Source organism: Promicromonospora sp. NPDC050262, from assembly GCF_040655935.1.
Classification (GTDB): domain Bacteria; phylum Actinomycetota; class Actinomycetes; order Actinomycetales; family Cellulomonadaceae; genus Promicromonospora.
Window position 1 is genome coordinate 320240 of sequence record NZ_JBFAKX010000001.1, and the last position, 18805, is coordinate 339044.

Sequence of the window (18805 nt, forward strand, 5' to 3'; positions counted from 1 at the left end):
GGTGTGCGGCCGTCCGGCCCCGACGTCGATCGTGCGGCCGCCACCACGGCGGCGTCCAAGACCGGTTCGATCGGGACTGATACCCCACCGGTATCACCGCTACCCTGGGCCTGTGGACGGACTGGAGACCCGCGAGCTGAGGTACTTCGTCGCCGTGGCGGAGGAGCTGCACTTCGGCCGGGCCGCGGAGCGCCTGAACATGGCCCAGCCGCCGCTGTCGCGCGCCGTCCAGCAGCTCGAGCGGCGCCTCGGTGTCGTACTCCTGGACCGGGACCGCCGGGGCGTCTCGCTCACGGCCGCCGGGGCGGCCATGCTGGCCGAGGCGCGGCTCGCCCTCGACGCGGTGGACGCCGTCGTACGCCGGACCCGGCGTGCGGCGGCGCCGACGCCAGGGCTGGTCCTGACCACGAAGGCCGGCGCCTCCCACGAGCTGCTCAAGCGGTTGCTCGACTCGTACGCGGCGCGACCCGGTGCCGTGGAGGTCGACGTGCTGCTCTGCGAGATCGGTGGGCAGGGCCAGCTCCTGCGCAACGGCAGCGCGGACGTCGCGCTCGTGCACTCCCCGTTCGACGTGCTGACGGGCCTGGACACCGTCGAGATCGTGACCGAGGGCCAGGTCGCGATCGTCCCCGCCGCGCACCCGCTCGCGCAGCGCACCAGCCTGACCGTGGCCGAGGTGAGCGGCGTGCCCGGCCTGCCGATCGCGCGCTGGCCGCAGCACGACGGCACCTACCCGCCCGGTCCCGGGCCCGAGGTCCGCACCCAGTCCCAGCTCGCGCAGCTCGTCGCCCTCGGCCGCACGCTGCTGGTCATCCCGGGCTCCAGCCGGGCCTGGCAGTGGCCGGAGCACGTGGCGGTGCCCGTCGTCGACGCACCCGAGGTGACGACGCTGCTCGCCTGGCCGGCGGGCGCCCGGTCGGCGGCGCTGGACGGCCTCCTGGAGACCGCGGCGCACCTGGCGGCGAGCGCCTCGTCCTGACCCCGTCCCGGCCGGACGCGCCTCAGCAGCTCCCGTGGGCGGCGTCGTCCCACCAGGCCAGCACCCGCGCGGCGTGGAACGTCAGCCACTTCGACGGCTGCCCCGCGTCGACGTCGACCTCGAACCACACGCGGCCCGGGTGGCGCCGCGCCTGCAGCCAGGTGCCGTCCGGCTGCCGCTGCGCGCGGACCAGCTCGACCGCCTCCGCGACCCGTGCGTCGGGCGGCGTGCCGCGGAGCACGGAGGCCGCACGGAAGTAGTCGGTGGCGCTGAGCACGTCGTAGAACGACCGGAACGGGTACGCGAGCCGGAAGACCCAGTCGGCGACGGGCTCGCCGGTGGTCAGCCGCCGGATCAGGTGCCGCTCCAGGAGGTACTCCTCGCCGCGGGCCTGCGCCTGGCGGACGGCGTCCGTGCCGCCGGTCGCCTCCTCGTAGGCGAGCAGGCCCTTGAGGGAGTTGAGCGTGGAGCGCACCGAGGCGCGGGTCGACCCCTCGACCCACTCGCAGTTCCAGCCGCCCTCGTCCATCTGGTGCGCCACGAACCAGTCGGCGATCCCCTGGACGTCCGCCCCGAGCCAGACGCCGTTGGCCAGCGTGAACCCGTTGATGCACGCGTCCACCTCGCCGCCCCAGTACGGCAGGTCGTCGTACTCCCACCGGGCGTTGGCCGCGATCAGCCCGGCGGTGTCCCGCTCGCGCAGCACCGCGGCGTCCAGGCCCCACTCCCGCAGGGAGTTGAGCGACCACGTGGTGGCCGTCCACGGCTGCCCGGCTCCGGGCTGGGCCTCCGGCCCGGAGAAGTCGAAGCCCGCGGGGAAGAACGCCCCGCCGGCCCAGGTACCGGCGTCGTCCTGCCGGGCGAGGAGGCCGGCACCCAGGCCCTCCGTGGCCACGCGGGCGCGAGTGGCCCGCCAGACGGCGTCGGGCGCGCGCAGCAGGTCCCGCTCGACCTGCCAGCGCAGCGCCGGGTCGCTGTCGAGCAGCCAGGCCAGCACGTCGTCGGACACCCGCGAGGAGGTCATACGCCGAGACTAGAGCGCGACGGTCGCGCGTTCCAGGCAAGTGCGGGTGACCCGGCATCCGGCGTTGCGACGCGATTCGACCGGGCATACGTTCGCGCCATGACCAACGTTGCCGAGACCATCGTCGAGATCATCGAGGACGCGGGGGTCGAGCGGGTCCACGGCCTGCCGGGCGACTCGCTGAACGGGTTCACGGACGCCATCCGGCGCAACGACACGGTCACCTGGCAGCACGTGCGCCACGAGGAGGCGGCGGCGTTCGCGGCGGCCGCCGAGGCCGCGCTGACCGGTGAGCTCGCGGTGTGCGCGGGGAGCTGCGGGCCCGGCAACCTGCACCTGATCAACGGGCTCTACGACGCCAACCGGAGCCGGGTCCCCGTGCTCGCGATCGCGGCGCACATCCCCGGGGCCGAGATCGGCAGCACCTACTTCCAGGAGACGCACCCGCAGGAGCTGTTCCGCGAGTGCAGCGTCTACACCGAGCTGGTGAGCATGCCGGAGCAGCTCCCGCGGGTGCTCGAGATCGCGATGCGCACCGCGGTGGAGCGGCGCGGCGTCGCCGTCGTCGTCGTGCCGGGCGAGGTGTTCCTCGCCGAGAGCGCGGGCCGCAAGAAGTCGGCGCCGATCCGGGCGACCCAGCCCGTGGTGCGCCCGGGCGAGCACGAGCTGGGGATCGCGGCGCAGATCCTGAACGAGGCGAAGAAGGTGACCATCCTGGGCGGCGCCGGCACGGAGGGCGCCCACGAGCAGGTGGTCCGGATCGCCGAGAAGCTCAAGGCGCCCGTCGTGCACGCGCTGCGCGGCAAGGAGTTCCTGGAGTACGACAACCCGTACGACGTCGGCATGACGGGGCTGCTCGGCTTCGCCTCCGGCTACCGGGCCATGGAGAGCTGCGACGCCCTGCTCATGCTCGGCACCGACTTTCCCTACCAGCAGTTCTACCCGTCCAAGGCGCAGATCGTGCAGGTCGACCTGCGGGGCGAGCAGCTCGGCCGGCGCACGCCGATCGACCTGGGCCTGGTGGGCGACGTCGGCGACACCATCGAGGCGCTGTTGCCGCGGTTGGACGAGCGCGGCAACCGCCGGCACCTCGACTCCTCCCTCAAGCACTACGCGCGGGCGCGCAAGAGCCTCGACGAGCTGGCCGACAACGACCGCAACCGCGAGCCGATCCACCCGCAGTACGTCGCGCGGCTGGTGAGCGAGCTGGCGAGCGACGACGCGGTGTTCATCCCCGATGTCGGCTCCCCCGTGGTCTGGGCCGCCCGCTACCTGGAGATGAACGGCAGGCGCCGGCTGATCGGGTCGTTCAACCACGGGACCATGGCGAACGCCCTGCCCCACGCCATCGGCGCCCAGTCGGCGTTCCCGGAGCGTCAGGTGGTCGCGCTGGCGGGCGACGGCGGGCTCGCGATGCTGCTGGGCGAGCTGCTCACCCTGCGGCAGAACAAGCTGCCCGTGAAGATCGTGGTGTTCAACAACTCCTCGCTGAACTTCGTCGAGGTGGAGATGAAGGCCGCCGGCTTCGTGAACTTCGGCACCCAGCTCGACAACCCGAACTTCGCGGACGTCGCGAACGCGATGGGGATCCACGGCCGGCGGGTCGAGCAGCCCGACGACCTGGAGGGCGCCCTGCGCGCCGCCTTCGAGCACGACGGCCCGGCGCTGGTGGACGTCGTGACGGCCCGCCAGGAGCTGTCGATCCCGCCCGCGATCAGCGCCCAGCAGGTCAAGGGCTTCACGCTGTACGCGATCCGCACGATCATGTCCGGGCGCGGCGACGAGCTGGTGGACCTCGCCGACACGAACGTGTTCCGGCGCCTGTTCGACTGATCCGGCCGCGTCGCCGTGCGACACCGCCGTGCACTGGTCACATCGTCCCTGAGGGGCTCACCCGGGCCGCCGACCCGGCCCTGGCGGCATGATGCGGCAGAGCGTGTCCAGCGCACGCGGCCAGGCGCTGTCCGACACCGCGGAGTAGTTGACGACGAGCGCTGCCCGGTCCGACCCGTGCGAGCCGGTGGTCAGGCCCTCGTGCCGGAACTCGGTGAGCCCGCTCACCAGGAGACCGTGCTGCGCCGCCGACCGGAGCGCCGCCCGCTCGGTCCCGGGTGGTAGCTCCACCACCGCCTGCAGGCCCGCCGCCATACCCGTCACCCGGACGCCCGGCGCGTGCTCCGCCAGGGCCGTGATCAGCTGGTCGCGCCGACGGCGATAGCGCTGCCGCATCGCCCGCACGTGGCGGTCGAACCCGCCCGAGGCGATGAGCTCCGCGAAGGTCAGCTGGTCGAGGACGCTCGTCACCTCGACCGGCCCCTTGACCGCGGCCACCCTCGGGACCCAGCCCTTGGGCAGGACCATCCAGGCGAGGCGCAGCGCGGGGGCCAGCGACTTGCTCGCCGTGCCGAAGTACGCGACCCGTTCGGGGTCCAGTCCCTGGAGCGCCCCGATGGGCTGCCTGTCGTACCTGAACTCCCCGTCGTAGTCGTCCTCCACGATCAGCCCGCCGGTGCGGTGCGCCCAGTCGAGCACTGCCGCCCGGCGTCCGGGAGCCAGCGCGACGCCGGTCGGGAACTGGTGCGCCGGTGTCAGCAGGACGGCACCGACCCCGGGCAGGGTGGCCAGGTCGCCCGTCCGCGCACCGTCGGCGTCGACGCGCAGCGCAGGGATGTCGAGCCCGGCGTCGGCCAGCAGCTCGCGGTAGAGGTCGAGGCCGTAGGACTCGACGGCGACGGCCCGGACGCCCTGCGCCTTCAGGGCGCGGGCGAGCAGGCCCAACCCCTGGTGGAAGCCCGCGCTGATGATGATTCTCTCCGGCTCGGCGTACACGCCCCGTACGCGGGCGAGGTACTCCGCCAGCGCGGAGCGCAGCTCGATGCGGCCGAGCGGGTCGCCGTACCCGAACGCGTCGTACGGCGCCGCGGCCAGGGCCCGTCGCGCGGCGGCCACCCATGCGGTCCGGGGGAACTCCGCGAAGTCCTCGGCGCCCGGGACCAGTCCTTGGGCAGGTCGCCGGTGCATGCGGTGCGGCTGGGGCGGCGTCGGCCCGCCGGCCCCAGGACCGGGCCGGGCGGCCACCCGGGTGCCGGAGCCCTGCTGGGCGGTGAGCCAGCCCTCGGCCACCAGCTCGGCGTAGCACTCGGTCACGGTGCTGCGCGCCATCCCGAGGTCGGCGGCCAGCGTGCGGGACGCGGGGAGCCGGGTGCCGGGAACCAGGCGTCCGGTACGCACCGCCTGCCGGAGGGCGTCGGTGAGTCCGGCCCGAACGCCGGGGCCCTTCGGTTCCAGGTGCAGGTCGATCCCAGCGGCCGAGAGGAACTCCGCCCCCGAATTGGTCTGCGAAACTTCCATGAAAGTGGACGGTATGCCCGGACCGCTTGCTTCGTAAAGTCGGGGGCATGCGCAACAACCAGCTCCATGGCGCCGCGGGCAGCAGCCCCGAGCGGCGCACGCTTCCTGCAGGCCTGGCACTGGCGGGTGCGGCTCTCGCGTTCACCAGCATGTATCTCGCGGCAGGTGCGCTCACGCCCCTGCTCGTCGTCTACCGGGCCCGGTGGGACTTCCCGCCGTCCTTGCTCACCGTGGCGTTCGCGGTCTACGCGGTCGGCTTCCTCGCCGCGGCGCTCGTCCTGGGCTCGCTGTCGGACCATCTCGGGCGACGGCCGGTGCTGATCGGCGCCCTGGTCGTCCAGCTCGCGTCGAACCTGGTCTTTCTCCTCGCACTCGACGTCGGCTGGGTCATCGCGGGCCGGATCATCCAGGGGATCGCCAGCGGCGCGGCGACCGCCGCCTTCACCGCCGCACTGGTCGAGCACGCGCCCGACGGCCGGAAGGGCCTCGGCCCGATCCTCGGCAGCGTCGGGCTCACCGGCGGCCTGGCCGTCGGCTCGCTCCTCGCCGGTCTCGCGATCCAGCTCACACCCTCGGCCAACACGATCGTCTTCGTCGTGCTGAGCGTGCTGACCGTGGTCGGCGGACTCGCCGTCGCCGCGTCCCCGGAGACCATCCGGAGAGGCCCCGGCGCCCTCCGGTCGATGATCCCCCAGGTCGCCGTCCCGCCCGCGGCGCGCCCCGAGTTCCTCGCCGCGGCTCCCGTGGTGGCGGCGGTGTGGATGCTCGCGGGCCTCTCGGGCGGCCTCGCCCCGAGCATGGTGCACAGCGTGTTCCACCTCGACAGCGGCCTGCTCGACGGGCTCGCCGGGTTCATCGCACCGGCGGTCTCCGTGGTCGTCGGCCTGTCGTTCGCGCGGGTGCGCCCCCGCACGGCGGTCACCATCGGGATCTACTCGGCGTCCCTGGGCGCCGTCGGGATCATCGCCGGAGCCTGGGCGGGCAGCCTCGGTGCCATGTTCGTGGGGCAGGCGGTCGCCGGCGTCGGGTTCGGCGCGGCGTTCACCGCGGCCCTGGGCCTGATCATCCCGCTCGTGGCCGCGCACCAGCGGGCAGGAGTGGTCGCGGGCGTCTATGTCGTGTCGTACCTCGGCCTGGGGCTGCCCGTCGTCGTCGCCGGCCAGCTCACGGACGCCCTCGGGGTGGTGCCCACCGTCGGCTGGTACAGCGCGGTCGTCGTCGCCCTCTCGCTGCTCAGCCTCGGCGCACAGCAGCACCTGAAGCGCCGCGGGCTGGGGCAGGACGCCGGCGACCCGGCCGGCCCGCGCGAGCTCAGCCGCGCATGACCAGCTACCCACAAGAAGAAACCCCCACAAGGAAAGAAGGTAGGCACATGCCCAGCACCAACGGCCGACGAGTGTTCGTCGCCGGAGCGTCCGGCGTCATCGGTCAGCTACTGGTCCCTCGGCTGGTCGAGGCCGGCTACGTCGTCGGCGGGATGACACGAACCGCCGGCAAGGCCGACCTGCTCAGGCAGCTCGGCGCCGAGGCGATCGTCTGCGACGTGTTCGACCGCGAGAGGCTGGTCCAGGTGGTCCGTGACTTCGCGCCCGACGTGATCCTGAACGAGCTCACCGACCTGCCGGACGACGTCGGGAGCATCGGCGCCCATGCGGAGCTGAACGCCCGCATCCGCACGGAGGGGAACCAGAACCTGATCGAGGCCGCTCGCGCGAGCGGGTCGCCGAGGTACCTCGCGCAGACGGTCGCCTGGCAGCTGCCCGACGGACCGGACGCGCTGGCCGTGGCCGAGCTGGAGCGCACCACCCTCGCGGAGGGCGGCGTCGTGCTGAGCTACGGGCAGTTCTACGGCCCCGGCACCTACAACGAGGGGCCGGTCCCCACCGAGCCGCGGGTGCAGATCGACCACGCCGCGAAGCTGACCGTCGAGCTGTTGGACGCGCCCTCGGGCGTCGTCGTCATCACCGACTGAGGCAGCGGCGTCGGCACCGGCCGGGGCCGGGGCCCGGGGTGGACGCGGCTGCCGCGCCCACCCCGTCGCGTCCACCCCGTCGCGGCCACTCCGTCGCGGCCCGGTCAGCCCGCGGGCGCGAGAGCCTGCTCGAACGCCTTGAGGGCGATCGCCGCGGACTGCATCAGCTCGTCGCGCGTGACGCCCGCGGACGCGTGGACGGCCTGCCCCTCGGACACGACCATGACGTAGCGGGCGAGGGCCGCAGGGTCGGCGTCGGCGGGCAGGTCGCCCTCCTCGCGCGCCCGGGTGAGACGCTCGGCCAGCGCGTCCTCACCGGCCCGGCGGCTGCTCGCGAGGAACTGCGTCACCGTGTCGTGGGCGGGGTTGGCGGACAACCCGCCCTGGATCGACAGGCACCCCCGGGGGCGGTCGGGGCGCGTGAGCGCGACCGCGTTGCGGTCGAGGTAGTCGCGCACCACCTCCATCGCCGTCGGGCGGGTGAGGGCGTCGCGGAAGTAGGCGAGCTCCACCTCGGCGTAGCGCCGCACGACCTGCTGGAACAGCTCCTCCTTGGTGCCGAACACCGCGTACAGGCTCGGCTTGTTGACGCCCATCCGCTCGGTCAGCTCCGAGACGGCCGTGCCCTCGTAGCCCTGTCGCCAGAACACCTCGACCGCACGGTCCAGCGCTGCCTCGGCATCGAACGTCCGCGGCCTTCCGCCCGCCATGACCACTCCTTCCCGAGTGTCTCCGCCTGCAGTGTACCCAATTTACAACCGATCGTTCAGAAACTTGGCGCTCGCGATCGCAGCGTGCTACGTTCCAGTTCTTAACCGAGCGGTTAGAAACTAGGAGATGAGTGTGATGGCAGGACGCGAGCTGGCCAGAATCCTGGGGCCCCTGGGCGTGTGGAGCATGCAGCTCCGGGGTGCGGACCGGCCGGTGGTGCAGGACGCGGCCGCCGAGCTGAACGAGCTCGGGCTGCGCGCGCTGTGGATCCCCGGGCTCGACGGGAAGGGCGTGCTCGAGGACACCGAGAACCTCCTGCGCGCGGCGCCGGAGAGCACGGTCGCACTGGGCGTCCTTGGCATCTGGGGCACCCCGGCCGAGAAGGTCGCGCACGAGGTGGCCCGGCTCGACCGGCTGCACGGGCCCCGGACCGTCGTGGGTCTCGGGATCAGCGACCCCGGCTCGGCGCGCGGCCACGGGCACCAGTTCGGCAGGCCCGTCGTCTCCATGACCCGGTACCTCGACGACCTGGACGCCGCACCGACGCCGCTGCCGGCGGACCGTCGGCTGCTCGGCGCCCTGGGGCCGCGCATGGCGACCCTCGGCGCGGCGCGAACCGCCGGCACCCACCCCTTCCTGGTCACACCGCGGTACACCGCACGCTTGCGGGCGGCGCTCGGCCCGAGCCCGCTCATCGCCCCGCACCAGGCGGTCGTCCTGGACAGCGACCCAGACCGCGCGCGGGCGACCGCCCGCGCCGGCGTCGGCATGTTCGTCGGTCTCCCCGCCTACCGGAACAACCTCCGCCGCCTCGGCTTCGACGACGACGACCTCGTGCCGGGCGGGAGCGACCGGCTGATCGACGCCGTCGTCGCCTGGGGTGACGTCGACACGATCCAGGCGCGGGTGCGTGCGCACCTCGACGCCGGGGCCGACCACGTCGCCGTCCACGTCCTGGGCTCCGACGACCTCCCGCGGGCCACCTGGCGCGAGCTGGCGACGTTCCTGCCGTCGCTCGCCGAGGCCTGACCCACCTACCAGCCCCACCCTGACCACCACGAAAGAAGAAGATCGACATGGGACAGCTCCAGAACAAGACCGCACTGGTCACCGGCGGCACGTCGGGCATCGGCCTGGCCACCGCGCGCAGGTTCGCGGCCGAGGGGGCGCACGTCTTCCTCACCGGCCGCCGGCAGGCGGAGCTCGACGCCGCGGTGGCGGAGCTCGGTGACAACGCCACCGGTATCCGCGGCGACGTCTCCGACCTCGACGACCTCGACCGGGTCTTCGCGACGGTCACCGCGCACGGCCGGGGGCTCGACGTGCTGTTCGTCAACGCCGGGGGCGGCCGGTTCGCCACCCTCCAGGAGCTGACGCCGGCAGGCTTCGACGAGACCTTCGGCGTCAACGTCCGCGGCACGGTGTTCACCGTGCAGAAGGCCCTGCCCGTGCTCAACGACGGCGCGTCCGTCGTGATCACCGGCTCCACCGCCGCCAGCAAGGGGGCCCCGTCGTTCGGCGTCTACTCGGCGACCAAGGCCGCGCTGCGGTCCTTCACCCGGACCTGGGCCGCGGAGCTGACCGGCCGCGGGATCCGCGTGAACGCGATCGCCCCCGGACCCACCGAGACGCCCGGGCTGAGCGGCCTCGCGCCCGACCCCGCCCAGGCCCCCGGCCTGCTCACCATGCTCGCCGGCAACGTCCCGCTGGGCCGGCTCGGCAGGCCCGAGGAGATCGCGAACGCGGTGCTGTTCCTGGCCTCCGACCAGAGCAGCTTCGTCACGGGCACCGAGCTGTTCGTCGACGGTGGTGAGGTGCAGGTCTGACCGGGGCCGGCGAACCCTGAGCGCGCTGCCGGTTCGGCGGCTGCTCCTCCCGCGCCGGCTCGACTTCGCGGGCCGGCTCTACTTCCCGGTTCGGGCGACGCCGGGCTCGACGCCTCGTTCCACGGCGCGGACCAGCGTCTCCCACGGGTCCAGCCCGGCCCCGGCCACGCGTTCCTCCTCGGCCCGGACCGCGCCGAGCGCGCTCCGCACCGCCGTCTCGACGGCGGCGAGCTCCTCGGCGTCGTCCGGGTCGGGGACCTGGCCCAGGTCGTCGAAGGCGCGCCGCGCGAGGCCGAGCAGGCGGGCCGCCCGGACCAGGTCGTCGTCGGCCACCGCCGTCGCGGCGGCCCCGACGTACGCGTACGGGACGAAGTCGCGGTACCCGGCGCCGACGATCCGGGACCGGCTTGTCGCGAACCGCTCGCGGGCCGCCGCCGTCTCGCCGAGGCTCAGCTCCGTGAACGCCAGGTTGTGCAGCTCGGAGGTGACGGTGTCGTCGTTGCCCAGCGCCTCGTTGAGGTCGATGCTCTCCTGGTAGAGCACGCGGGCGCGGGGCAGGTCGCCCGCCATCCGCGTCACGCCGGCCAGGACGTGCCGCGGTCGTTCCTCCAGGCTCCGATCGCCGGTCCGGACGGCGGCCGCCAGCGCGTCCGAGGCGATGCGCGCCGCCTCGGCCAGGTCGCCGCCCCGGATCGCCAGCCGCGACTGCATGTAGAGCGCCTCGACGAGCGCGGGCAGGTCGTCGGCCACGCGGGCCCGCTCGACCTCGTCGTGCGCCAGCCGCGCGACGGCGGCGTCGTCCCCGCGCCGGAACGCAGCGCGCGCGGTCTCGCTGAAACTCATCCGGGTTGCCTTTCTCGTAGCCCCGGTGAGCCTAGCCGCGCAGGGACGCCGACCGGGCGGCCGTCGAGGGGACGGTCGAGAGGGCCATCGAGGCCTCTGACCGGCCGTGGCCGACGGCGGGCATGGCCAGCTCATCTTCGAGGGCCCGACTTTCTTCGCTTTGGAGCCGTCCAAAGCGAAGAAAGTCGGGCCCTCGAAGGCGAGCAGGGTCAGACGCCGCCCGGCATCGCCGTCGGGGTCCGCCGCCGGCCGCCGTCACCGGTCCTCGTCGACGAAGTGGTTGTCGTGCGCCTCGTGCAGCCGATCCATGTCCGCCTCCCGGGCGGTGGCGAGCTGCGCGAAGTAATCCTCCCGCCGCACGCCCGGCGAGAGCACCATGAGCAGGGTGGCCGGCTCGTCGCGCTCCTTGCGGAGCCCGTGCACGGTGCCGCGCGGGGAGTGTGCCGTGCCGCCCGCGCGGAGGGTGCGCCACGCGGTCCCGTCGAAGTAGTCGACCTCGCCGTCCTCGACCACGAACGTCTCGCCGAAGGTGGTGTGGAAGTGCGGGGCCGGTCCCCTGCTGGTGGGCGCCAGGCGCCAGCGGTAGAGGCTCAGGGCCCCGTCGGTCTCCCCGGCGCTCGCGAGGACCTCGATGGTCGAACCGCTGGCGCCGAGGTGGATCAGCCGGTCGTCGGTCTGCTGCGTCGTGTCCTGTGTCATGCCCCGAGTCTCGCCAGCGGGCCACGCCGCCCGCGCTCGATTCGGCCGTGGCCGAACAGTCTGGTCCCGCCTGCGGTGATGCCCCGACAATGAGGCGGTGATCCGCTACCGACTGGGCGCCGGCGCCGCGAGCGTCCGGTGGGCGATGTCGCCGGTCCACGAGGTGGTCAGCCTCGCCCGGCTGCTGACCGAGCCGCGGCGGCACCCCGTGTTCCAGCCGTGGCTGCGCCGGCGGCGGCAGCGTCTGACGGGCCTGGACCTGTCGGCGCTGACGGTCTTCATGGCCGACGGCGCCTACCGCCCCGACTTCCTGGACCCGTCACCCATGTCCAGCGAGCCGACCTTCGACGACGGCCTGGCCGCCCTGCTCGCCGCGCCGCTCGACCAGGTGCACGCCGAGCTGGTCGACGCCGCGGCCAGGCACGACGACGACGTCCGCCGCCGCCTGCTCGACGACCCCGAGCGGACCCGCACCCAGGCCGCCGCCGCGGTGCGCCGCCTGTGGAAGGCGGCCGTGGAACCGGAGTGGCCGTCCATGCGGCAGGCGCTCCGCGCCGAGATGCTGGACCGGGCCGTGCAGGTCAACCGCGAGGGGCTACGCGCGGTCGTGCCACGCCTGCACCCCTCCGCGAGCGCCGAGGGCGACACGATCACGATCGAGTCGGCGGTCGACGTCGGCGTCGACTGCCCGGACGGGCTCATCCTGGTGCCGTCGCTGTTCATCACCGACCGGGTGCAGTGCACCACGTCGGACCACTGGTCCCCGGCGATCTGCTACCCGGCGACGGGACGCTACCTCTGGTCGGCGCCCGTGACCCCGAGGTCCCTGGACCGGCTGCTGGGCGTCACCCGGTCGCGGATCCTGGCCGCGCTCGTCACACCGCTGCAGACCTCCGTGGTGGCCGACCTGGTCAGCGTCACGAAGCCGACGGCCAGCGAGCACCTGACGATCCTGCGCGACGCCGGGCTGATCGACAGCAGCCGGGCCGGACGCACGGTCACGCACGAGCTCACCGTGGCCGGCCGCGCCCTGCTGGAGGCGGCCCCGCCGCGCCCCCGACCGGGCCGCTGACGGGGCCGACCGGCCCGGCCTCCTTGTCGCCGCCCGGCTCCCCCGCTACGGTCCTGGCCAGACGACCGCACCGCACGACCACACCGCACAGGGGGCACGTGATGGCCGAGGGGACCGTGTCGGCGTACGACGCCGGGACCGGGTGGGGCGTGATCGTCCCGGACGGCGGCGGGCCGCCGCTGCGCGTGCACCAGGTCGAGATCCGGACGCACGGCGACCAGGCGCTGGAGCGAGGCGAGCGGGTCGCGTTCGCGATCGCGCAGCACGCCGACGGCCCACGCGCGGCCGCAGTCACCCCGCTCGGCCCGATCCTCACCGAGGAGGAACTGGCGGGGCTCGGGCTCGTACCGGAGCCCGGACCCGCCCAACCGGCCCGCCCGGACCAGTCGGACCAGCCGGTCAAGCTCCCCACCTGGATGCGAGCCGTGATCACGCTGGTCGCCCTCGCGGCGCTGCCCAGCCTGGTGATCGGCGTGATCCAGGTGGCCAACGGGCACGAGGAATGGACGCCGCTGCTGATCAGCGGCGTCATCATGCTCGTGGTGCTCCGGTGGATCCCGCACGACCTCTGGTGAGCGGGGGTCCGCCGGGGCCCGTGACCGTCAGCCGACCGGCCGGTGGTCCTCGCTCGCCAGCCAGTCGTCGAAGGTGATCTTGCCCTCGACGCGCTCGCTGCCGCCGCGCAGCGAGCCGGAGGCCAGGCCCCGCGTGTAGGTGCCGGGCAGCCGGACCTCCCACACCCTGCGGCGGATGCCCTCGTGCGCGAGCTGGCGGCGCGCGACGTCGGCGAGCTGCTCGTCCCGCGGCCCGACCAGGTCGGTGGCCCGCCCCACGGCCCCGCCCTCGGCCACGGTCACGAGGTGCTCGCCGACCTCACGGGCGGCGACCGGGCGCATCGGCGCCGTCGGCATGATCACGACCGGGCCCTTCTGGCTGTGCAGGAGCTGCCCGACGAACTCGTGGAACTGCGCCGCGCGCGCGATCGTGTACGGCACGTCGCCCGCCATGACGGCACGCTCCTGCGCGATCTTGCCCGCGTAGTAGGAGGCGTCGATGTTGTCGATCCCGACGATCGACAGGGCCACGTGGTGGCCGACGCCGTTCGCCCGCTCTGCCGCGAGCAGGTGGTGCGTCGCGGTCTCGAAGAACTTTCGCGCCGTGGACGCGAAGAACGTGGTGGTGTTGGTGACGTCGATGACGACGTCCACCCCGTGCAGCGCCGCCGTCAGCCCCCGGCCCGTGGTGACGTCCACGCCGTCCGATCGCGACAGCACCACCGCGTCGTGCCCGCGCTCGCGCGCCGCGGCGACGACGTGCCTGCCGACCGTTCCTGTTCCTCCTGCGACTGCGATCCTCATCGCTCTTCCTCCGGTCCTTGCCTCATTGTGTCCCTGGAGGGTCGGGGCCGCGCCCCAGCCCTCCGGGGTCCTGACGAGACGGGCGCGGAAAGTGTGAGGTCCGCCGCAGGGTCACCCACCCGGCCTCACACTCCGCGGGGCTGCGTCGTCAGGGTGATGATGAACGAGAGACCACCCCACCGAAGGCCGGGAACGTCCATGAACGACCAGCCGGACCACACGGATCAGCCGGACCACACGCTGGACGACGTGTTCGCCGAGCGCCGCCGCCTGCTGTCGCTGGCGTACCGGATGACCGGGACCCTCGCCGACGCCGAGGACGTGGTGCAGGAGACCTACGTGCGCTGGTACCGGATCGACGAGGCCGAGCGCGCCGAGATCGTCAACCCCGCCGGGTGGCTGACCCGCGTGGCCGGCCGCATCGCCCTCGACCTCCTGGCGTCGGCGCGCCGGCGGCGGGAGCAGTACGTCGGGCAGTGGCTGCCCGAGCCGGTGCCCGCCGGCCTGTTCGACGGCACGGCCCCGCTCGACGGCACGACCGACCCGCTGGAGCGGGTCACCCTGGACGACGCCGTCAGCACGGCGCTGCTCGTCGTCCTGGAGGCGATGACCCCCGCGCAGCGGGTCGCGTTCGTGCTGCACGACGTGTTCGCCGTCCCGTTCGACGAGATCGCGGGGATCGTCGGGCGGTCGCCCGCCGCCGTCCGGCAGCTCGCGGCGTCCGGACGGCGGCAGGTCCGCGAGAACCGGACCGCCGCCGTGCCCCGCGAGGAGCACGACCGGACGGTCCGGGCGTTCCTGCACGCCGCCCAGGCCGGCGACATCCAGCAGCTCATGCGGGTGCTCGCGCCGGACGTCCAGCTCCGCACGGACGCGAACGGCCTGGTCACCGCCGCGCTCAACGTCATCGAGGGCCCGGGCCGGGTGGCGCGGCTCGTGCTCGGCGTCGACGCCAAGATGCCCGAGCTGACCCACCACCTGGAACCCACCGCCGACGGCCTGGGCGTGGTGCTGCGCACCGGCGACCAGGTGGCCGGCGTGATGACCCTGCACGTGGAGAACGACCTGGTCACCGACGTGTGGATCATGCTCAACCCCGCCAAGCTCACCCACTGGATCCCGACCCCCGAGAAGCTCGAAGGACACGACCATGACTGACCCGGCAACCACAGCGCCCGCACCGGCCGGGACGCGGCCGGTGGGCCGCGTCCAGTACGGGTCCCTGGTCGCGACCGTGATCATCGTCGGCTTCGTCGGCGCGTGGTCGTACTTCCTGCCGCAGGCCTACTACGACCACTTCCCGTCCGTGCTCGGCGAGTGGGTCTCCAAGGACGGCCCCTACAACGAGCACCTGGTCCGCGACCACGGCGCCATGTACCTCGCGCTCGGCGCGGCGAGCCTCTACGGGCTCTTCCGGCCCTCCCAGGCGGGCTGCCGCGTGCTCGGGATCGCGTGGACGGTCTTCGGCGTCCTGCACTTCGCGTACCACGTGACCCACCTCGGACACCTCCCGACCGACGAGGCGATAGGCCAGGTCGTGGTGCTCGCCGTCGCGATCCTGCTGGCGATCGGGCTGCTGGTCCCGGGCCGCCGCCCGCAATCGATTGCAGGCCCGACGGGAGACGTCACCCAGCCGGAGAGGTAACGGAGACGTAGCACTGCTACGTCTCCGTTACCCGCTCCCGGGGACGACGTCGCCCCCGCACCCGCCCCGTCAGGACAGGTGCCAGACCTCCTGCATGTCGCGCCAGCCCTCGCCCGGCGCGGCGTCGGTGCCGAACGCCGTCTGGCACGGGTCGGTGTGCGTCCACCACTCCTGCGTCACGGGGTCCTCCGCGATCCGGGCCATGTCGGCCTCATGATCGTCGCCGGTGTACTCGTAGTAGGCGAACAGCGTGTTCTCCAGCACGAAGATCGTGTAGTTGTGCACGTTGCAGGCCTGGAGCGTCGCCTCGACCTGCGGCCAGACGGCGGCGTGCAGGCGCAGGTACTCCTCGCGCTTCTCGGGCACCACGTCGACCACGAGCCCGTGCCGCTCGACCTGCGGCTCGACGTGCTGTTCGACATGCTGCTTTGCTTGTCGGTTCACGGGTCGGCACGGTATCAGGACCTGGTCAGAGCCCGAAGAACTCGCGGGGGACCGTATCGCGGGCACCGGGCGCGGCCACGACGATCCGGGCTCAGCCCCGCATCACCTTCGTCGCCCCGACCGACCGCGGACCCTCCGCGAGGCGACGCCGGTACGCGGCCGGGCTGACGTCGAACGCGCGCGTGAACGCCGTGCTCAGCGCGAACCCGCTCGAGTACCCGACGCGCTGGGCCACGGCGTCGAGCGTGAGCGAGCGGTCCACGAGCAGGTCGCGCGCGAGGGCGAGCCGCCAGCTCGTCAGGTACCGCAGCGGGGGCGTGCCGACGAGCTCGGTGAACCGCGCGGCGAGCGTCGCGCGGGAGACGGCGGCCGCCTGCGCGAGGCCGGCGACGGTCCAGGCGCGCTCGGGTTCGGCGTGCATCGCCCGGAGGGCCGCGTTCACCGCGGGGTCGCCGATCCCACCCACCCAGCTGGGCCCGGCGGGCGGGTGCGCGCCGGTCCAGGCGCGGATCGACTCGATGGTCACCACGTCGACCAGGCGGTCCAGCACCACGCTCTGGCCGAGGTCGTCGCGCGCGATCTCCCGCGCCAGGTGGCCGACGAGCGCCGGGTCGAGCGCGCCCGCATCGACCACGGCGGCGTCGGGCAGCACCTCGGTGACGAACCGCCCGACGCTGCCGACGTCGGCGTAGGAGGCGACGATCATCCGGTCCGGGCCGTCGGGGTCGTTGCCCCAGTGCCGCAGCCCGTGGGCGAGGGCCAGGTCGAGCGGGGCGCCGTCCGGCGTGACGCAGCGCTGGCCGGGCTCGATGATCGCGACCGTCGCGCTGCCCGCGGCGTCGGCCACGCGGTAGGGCAGCGGGCCGCGGACCAGCGCGACGTCCCCCGTGCGCAGCTCGTGCACCGCGTCGCCGGCCTCCAGCAGGCCGCCGCCCGAGGTGACGATCACGACCGTGAGCGCGGCCTCGTCCTCGACCCGGACCGCCCAGGGCGCGCGCATCGACATCAGCAGCGTGAAGGCGCCCTCGGCGTGCGGGTGCGCGAGGAGCTGCGACAGGGGGTCCATCCGCCCACCTTAGACGCTGGAACATGGGGCATAGACTCTGAGCTATTCAGAGTCCAGGCCGGCGCCGCTTCGATGGACCCATGACTACTTCGGAGAGCACCGCACCAACCACCACCACGACCACCGCGCCGATCCTCGTCACCGGCGGCACCGGCCGAACCGGCCGCCGCGTCGCCGACCGGCTCCGCGCCCAGGGCCGCCAGCCCCGCATCGCCTCGCGCTCCGGTGCAGCCCCCTTCGACTGGCACGACGACGCCGGCTGGGACGCCGCACTGGACGGGACCTCCGCCGTCTACGTCTGCTACTCCCCCGATCTGGCGCTGCCCGGCGCCGACGCGGTGATCGACGCGTTCACCGCGCGCGCCGTCCGGCACGGTGTCGAGCGCATCGTCCTGCTCTCGGGCCGCGGGGAGGACGGCGCGCGGGCCTGCGAGGACCTCGCCCTCGCCGCCTCGGCCGCCACGACCGTGGTGCGCTGCTCCTGGTTCCAGGAGAACTTCAGCGAGCACTTCCTGCTCGGCGGCGTGCTCGACGGCCGCATCGCCGTCCCTGCCGACCAGGTGCGCGAGCCGTTCGTCAGCCTGGAGGACGTCGCAGACGTCGCCACCCTCGCGCTCACCAGCGACACCCACGCCGGCGAGGTCCTGGAGCTGACGGGCCCTGAAGCCTTGACGTTCACCGAGGTCGCGCGCGTGCTGAGCGCGGCGACCGGACGGACGGTCCAGCACGTGCCGCTCACGCCCGCCGACTTCGTCGCCGAGCTCACCGCCGCCGGCGTGCACCCCGAGGAGGCCGAGAGCCTCGCCTGGCTCTTCCAGGAGGTGCTCGACGGGCGCAACACGGCGACCACGGACACGGTCGAGCGGGTGCTCGGCCGGCCCGCGACGCCGTTCGACGCCTTCGCCCGCCGGGCCGCGGCGTCGGGCGCCTGGACGCTCCCGGCCTGAGGCCGGGTCGGTCGTCCGGCTCCTGCACGAACCACCCGTCGCCCGTGACGTGCGTGTGGCACGGCCCCGTGCCGGCGATCGCGCCCGTCAACATCAGGCCCCCGGCCGGGTCCACTGCGGCGTGGGCCGGCTGGTCGGTCCCCAGGTGGCCTCTCCGTCCGCGTCGGTGGCCCAGTACCAGCACGAGGTGTGGCCCGCGGGCCAGCCCTCGGGCACGTCCTCCCAGGCCTCGCCGCGTCCGTAGGGCGTCATGTCCAGCAGGCCGAAGATCCCGGCGGCCGGCTCGTTGCCGCGGCCCGTGGTCCGGTAGGTGAGGTAGACGCGGTCGCCGTCGCGCAGGAAGCAGGCGATGTGACCCATGTCGACGCCCAGCGGCGCGGGCAGGTCGCGCACCGAGTACCAGGGCTCGGTGTAGCCCATGAACTCCACGAACGGCGCGACCTCGGCCCAGGGGCCCTCGGTCAGCATCGCGAAGGACACGCCGCGCGCCCGGAGGTAGGGGGCGGCCTGCTGGACGTGCCAGGTGTTCATGGTGCAGCCGGGGCACTGGCCGCTGATCGGGTCGCCGTCGTGCCACATGTGCTGGTAGACCACGAGCTCGTCGCGCCCCTGGAACAGGTCGGCGAACCGCACCGGGCCATCGGCGCCGGTGACCGGGACGGTGCCGTCGAGCTCCGTCATCGGCAGCCGGCGACGGGCGGCCGCGAGCGCGTCGCCCGCGCGGGTGTGCGCCTTCTCCAGGGCCAGGAGCTCGTCGCGGGCGGCCTGCCAGGCGTCCCGGTCGACGACGGGCGGACGGGCGGTGGTTCTCGGCAGGGTGGTCTCGGGCGTCTCGGTCATCGTCTGCTCCTGGGCATCGGGTCCGGCG

The 18805-nt window shown here is 73.7% G+C and carries 20 protein-coding genes; 11 read left to right on the forward strand and 9 right to left on the reverse strand.

Translation table 11 applies throughout. The annotated features are described in order from the left end of the window. Positions 1 to 112: 112 nt before the first annotated feature. Positions 113 to 979, forward strand: a complete 867-nt coding sequence (locus tag AB0I29_RS01385) for a LysR family transcriptional regulator (protein WP_357477111.1) — start codon at positions 113 to 115, stop codon at positions 977 to 979. Between the two features lie 22 nt (positions 980 to 1001). On the opposite strand, the gene AB0I29_RS01390 is transcribed toward AB0I29_RS01385, so the two are convergent. Continuing rightward, positions 1002 to 2003 carry a squalene cyclase gene (locus AB0I29_RS01390; protein ID WP_357477114.1) on the reverse strand — a complete coding sequence of 334 codons (1002 nt, stop codon included), beginning with the start codon at positions 2001 to 2003 and terminating at the stop codon, positions 1002 to 1004. A gap of 99 nt (positions 2004 to 2102) precedes the next feature. Between AB0I29_RS01390 and poxB the strand changes: the two genes are divergently transcribed. Next, a complete protein-coding gene (poxB, locus tag AB0I29_RS01395; RefSeq protein WP_357477118.1) occupies positions 2103 to 3836 on the forward strand; it encodes a ubiquinone-dependent pyruvate dehydrogenase in 1734 nt (577 codons plus the stop codon). 57 nt (positions 3837 to 3893) lie between these two features. On the opposite strand, the gene AB0I29_RS01400 is transcribed toward poxB, so the two are convergent. After that, positions 3894 to 5354, reverse strand: a complete 1461-nt coding sequence (locus AB0I29_RS01400; RefSeq protein WP_357477121.1) for a PLP-dependent aminotransferase family protein — start codon at positions 5352 to 5354, stop codon at positions 3894 to 3896. A gap of 47 nt (positions 5355 to 5401) precedes the next feature. Between AB0I29_RS01400 and AB0I29_RS01405 the strand changes: the two genes are divergently transcribed. Together AB0I29_RS01405 and AB0I29_RS01410 are read left to right on the forward strand one after the other, a co-directional pair. Further along, the gene (locus AB0I29_RS01405; protein ID WP_357477124.1) at positions 5402 to 6679 is read left to right on the forward strand and encodes an MFS transporter; all 1278 of its coding nucleotides are present in this window, start codon (positions 5402 to 5404) and stop codon (positions 6677 to 6679) included. Between the two features lie 47 nt (positions 6680 to 6726). Next, positions 6727 to 7326, forward strand: coding sequence for an NAD-dependent epimerase/dehydratase family protein (locus AB0I29_RS01410; protein WP_285101379.1), 600 nt, complete (start codon positions 6727 to 6729; stop codon positions 7324 to 7326). Between the two features lie 104 nt (positions 7327 to 7430). Here the strand turns inward: AB0I29_RS01410 and AB0I29_RS01415 are convergent, their stop codons facing one another. Then, entirely contained in the window at positions 7431 to 8036 is a 606-nt protein-coding gene (locus tag AB0I29_RS01415; RefSeq protein ID WP_357477129.1) for a TetR/AcrR family transcriptional regulator, read from the reverse strand. A gap of 127 nt (positions 8037 to 8163) precedes the next feature. Here AB0I29_RS01415 and AB0I29_RS01420 point away from each other — a divergent pair, with 127 nt between their 5' ends. Further along, positions 8164 to 9066: a TIGR03620 family F420-dependent LLM class oxidoreductase gene (locus AB0I29_RS01420; RefSeq protein WP_357477133.1), complete on the forward strand. Its 903-nt coding sequence runs from the start codon at positions 8164 to 8166 to the stop codon at positions 9064 to 9066. A gap of 47 nt (positions 9067 to 9113) precedes the next feature. After that, positions 9114 to 9863, forward strand: a complete 750-nt coding sequence (locus tag AB0I29_RS01425; protein WP_285101373.1) for a glucose 1-dehydrogenase — start codon at positions 9114 to 9116, stop codon at positions 9861 to 9863. A gap of 78 nt (positions 9864 to 9941) precedes the next feature. Here the strand turns inward: AB0I29_RS01425 and AB0I29_RS01430 are convergent, their stop codons facing one another. Together AB0I29_RS01430 and AB0I29_RS01435 are read right to left on the reverse strand one after the other, a co-directional pair. Continuing rightward, positions 9942 to 10706, reverse strand: coding sequence for a tetratricopeptide repeat protein (locus AB0I29_RS01430; protein ID WP_285101371.1), 765 nt, complete (start codon positions 10704 to 10706; stop codon positions 9942 to 9944). 255 nt (positions 10707 to 10961) lie between these two features. Then, the gene (locus tag AB0I29_RS01435; protein WP_357477139.1) at positions 10962 to 11405 is read right to left on the reverse strand and encodes a cupin domain-containing protein; all 444 of its coding nucleotides are present in this window, start codon (positions 11403 to 11405) and stop codon (positions 10962 to 10964) included. A gap of 97 nt (positions 11406 to 11502) precedes the next feature. On the opposite strand from AB0I29_RS01435, the gene AB0I29_RS01440 reads away from it, so the two are divergent. Then, positions 11503 to 12477 (forward strand): DUF5937 family protein, encoded by a 975-nt coding sequence (locus AB0I29_RS01440; RefSeq protein ID WP_357477142.1) that lies wholly within the window; start codon positions 11503 to 11505, stop codon positions 12475 to 12477. A gap of 101 nt (positions 12478 to 12578) precedes the next feature. Further along, entirely contained in the window at positions 12579 to 13052 is a 474-nt protein-coding gene (locus AB0I29_RS01445) for a cold shock domain-containing protein (protein ID WP_357477145.1), read from the forward strand. Positions 13053 to 13079: 27 nt separating this feature from the next. On the opposite strand, the gene AB0I29_RS01450 is transcribed toward AB0I29_RS01445, so the two are convergent. After that, entirely contained in the window at positions 13080 to 13835 is a 756-nt protein-coding gene (locus AB0I29_RS01450; RefSeq protein WP_285101364.1) for an SDR family oxidoreductase, read from the reverse strand. Positions 13836 to 14033: 198 nt separating this feature from the next. On the opposite strand from AB0I29_RS01450, the gene sigJ reads away from it, so the two are divergent. After that, positions 14034 to 14993, forward strand: coding sequence for an RNA polymerase sigma factor SigJ (gene sigJ / locus AB0I29_RS01455; RefSeq protein WP_285101362.1), 960 nt, complete (start codon positions 14034 to 14036; stop codon positions 14991 to 14993). Next, positions 14986 to 15480, forward strand: coding sequence for a hypothetical protein (locus AB0I29_RS01460; protein ID WP_357477150.1), 495 nt, complete (start codon positions 14986 to 14988; stop codon positions 15478 to 15480). Before sigJ ends, AB0I29_RS01460 begins: the two co-directional genes overlap by 8 nt. Before the next feature lie 69 nt (positions 15481 to 15549). Here AB0I29_RS01460 and AB0I29_RS01465 read toward each other — a convergent pair whose 3' ends face one another. After that, the gene (locus AB0I29_RS01465; protein ID WP_357477153.1) at positions 15550 to 15924 is read right to left on the reverse strand and encodes an L-rhamnose mutarotase; all 375 of its coding nucleotides are present in this window, start codon (positions 15922 to 15924) and stop codon (positions 15550 to 15552) included. Positions 15925 to 16015: 91 nt separating this feature from the next. Beyond that, positions 16016 to 16990 (reverse strand): AraC family transcriptional regulator, encoded by a 975-nt coding sequence (locus AB0I29_RS01470; protein WP_357477156.1) that lies wholly within the window; start codon positions 16988 to 16990, stop codon positions 16016 to 16018. 80 nt (positions 16991 to 17070) lie between these two features. Here AB0I29_RS01470 and AB0I29_RS01475 point away from each other — a divergent pair, with 80 nt between their 5' ends. After that, complete coding sequence (locus tag AB0I29_RS01475) at positions 17071 to 17937, forward strand: NmrA family transcriptional regulator (RefSeq protein ID WP_357477160.1); 867 nt, start codon at positions 17071 to 17073, stop codon at positions 17935 to 17937. Positions 17938 to 18030: 93 nt separating this feature from the next. Here the strand turns inward: AB0I29_RS01475 and AB0I29_RS01480 are convergent, their stop codons facing one another. Continuing rightward, positions 18031 to 18777: a DUF899 family protein gene (locus tag AB0I29_RS01480; protein ID WP_357477163.1), complete on the reverse strand. Its 747-nt coding sequence runs from the start codon at positions 18775 to 18777 to the stop codon at positions 18031 to 18033. Positions 18778 to 18805: the final 28 nt, after the last annotated feature.

Excerpts from the sequence above, each read along its gene's own strand:
- sigJ (WP_285101362.1), top strand. The coding sequence starts at position 14,034 with ATGAACGACCAGCCGGACCACACGGATCAGCCGGACCACACGCTGGAC.
- AB0I29_RS01410 (WP_285101379.1), top strand. The coding sequence starts at position 6,727 with ATGCCCAGCACCAACGGCCGACGAGTGTTCGTCGCCGGAGCGTCCGGC.
- AB0I29_RS01405 (WP_357477124.1), top strand. The coding sequence starts at position 5,402 with ATGCGCAACAACCAGCTCCATGGCGCCGCGGGCAGCAGCCCCGAGCGG.
- poxB (WP_357477118.1), top strand. The coding sequence starts at position 2,103 with ATGACCAACGTTGCCGAGACCATCGTCGAGATCATCGAGGACGCGGGG.
- AB0I29_RS01425 (WP_285101373.1), top strand. The coding sequence starts at position 9,114 with ATGGGACAGCTCCAGAACAAGACCGCACTGGTCACCGGCGGCACGTCG.
- AB0I29_RS01460 (WP_357477150.1), top strand. The coding sequence starts at position 14,986 with ATGACTGACCCGGCAACCACAGCGCCCGCACCGGCCGGGACGCGGCCG.
- AB0I29_RS01480 (WP_357477163.1), bottom strand. The coding sequence starts at position 18,777 with ATGACCGAGACGCCCGAGACCACCCTGCCGAGAACCACCGCCCGTCCG.
- AB0I29_RS01420 (WP_357477133.1), top strand. The coding sequence starts at position 8,164 with ATGAGTGTGATGGCAGGACGCGAGCTGGCCAGAATCCTGGGGCCCCTG.
- AB0I29_RS01400 (WP_357477121.1), bottom strand. The coding sequence starts at position 5,354 with ATGGAAGTTTCGCAGACCAATTCGGGGGCGGAGTTCCTCTCGGCCGCT.
- AB0I29_RS01430 (WP_285101371.1), bottom strand. The coding sequence starts at position 10,706 with ATGAGTTTCAGCGAGACCGCGCGCGCTGCGTTCCGGCGCGGGGACGAC.
- AB0I29_RS01390 (WP_357477114.1), bottom strand. The coding sequence starts at position 2,003 with ATGACCTCCTCGCGGGTGTCCGACGACGTGCTGGCCTGGCTGCTCGAC.
- AB0I29_RS01450 (WP_285101364.1), bottom strand. The coding sequence starts at position 13,835 with ATGAGGATCGCAGTCGCAGGAGGAACAGGAACGGTCGGCAGGCACGTC.
- AB0I29_RS01470 (WP_357477156.1), bottom strand. The coding sequence starts at position 16,990 with ATGGACCCCCTGTCGCAGCTCCTCGCGCACCCGCACGCCGAGGGCGCC.
- AB0I29_RS01415 (WP_357477129.1), bottom strand. The coding sequence starts at position 8,036 with ATGGCGGGCGGAAGGCCGCGGACGTTCGATGCCGAGGCAGCGCTGGAC.
- AB0I29_RS01445 (WP_357477145.1), top strand. The coding sequence starts at position 12,579 with ATGGCCGAGGGGACCGTGTCGGCGTACGACGCCGGGACCGGGTGGGGC.
- AB0I29_RS01435 (WP_357477139.1), bottom strand. The coding sequence starts at position 11,405 with ATGACACAGGACACGACGCAGCAGACCGACGACCGGCTGATCCACCTC.
- AB0I29_RS01475 (WP_357477160.1), top strand. The coding sequence starts at position 17,071 with ATGACTACTTCGGAGAGCACCGCACCAACCACCACCACGACCACCGCG.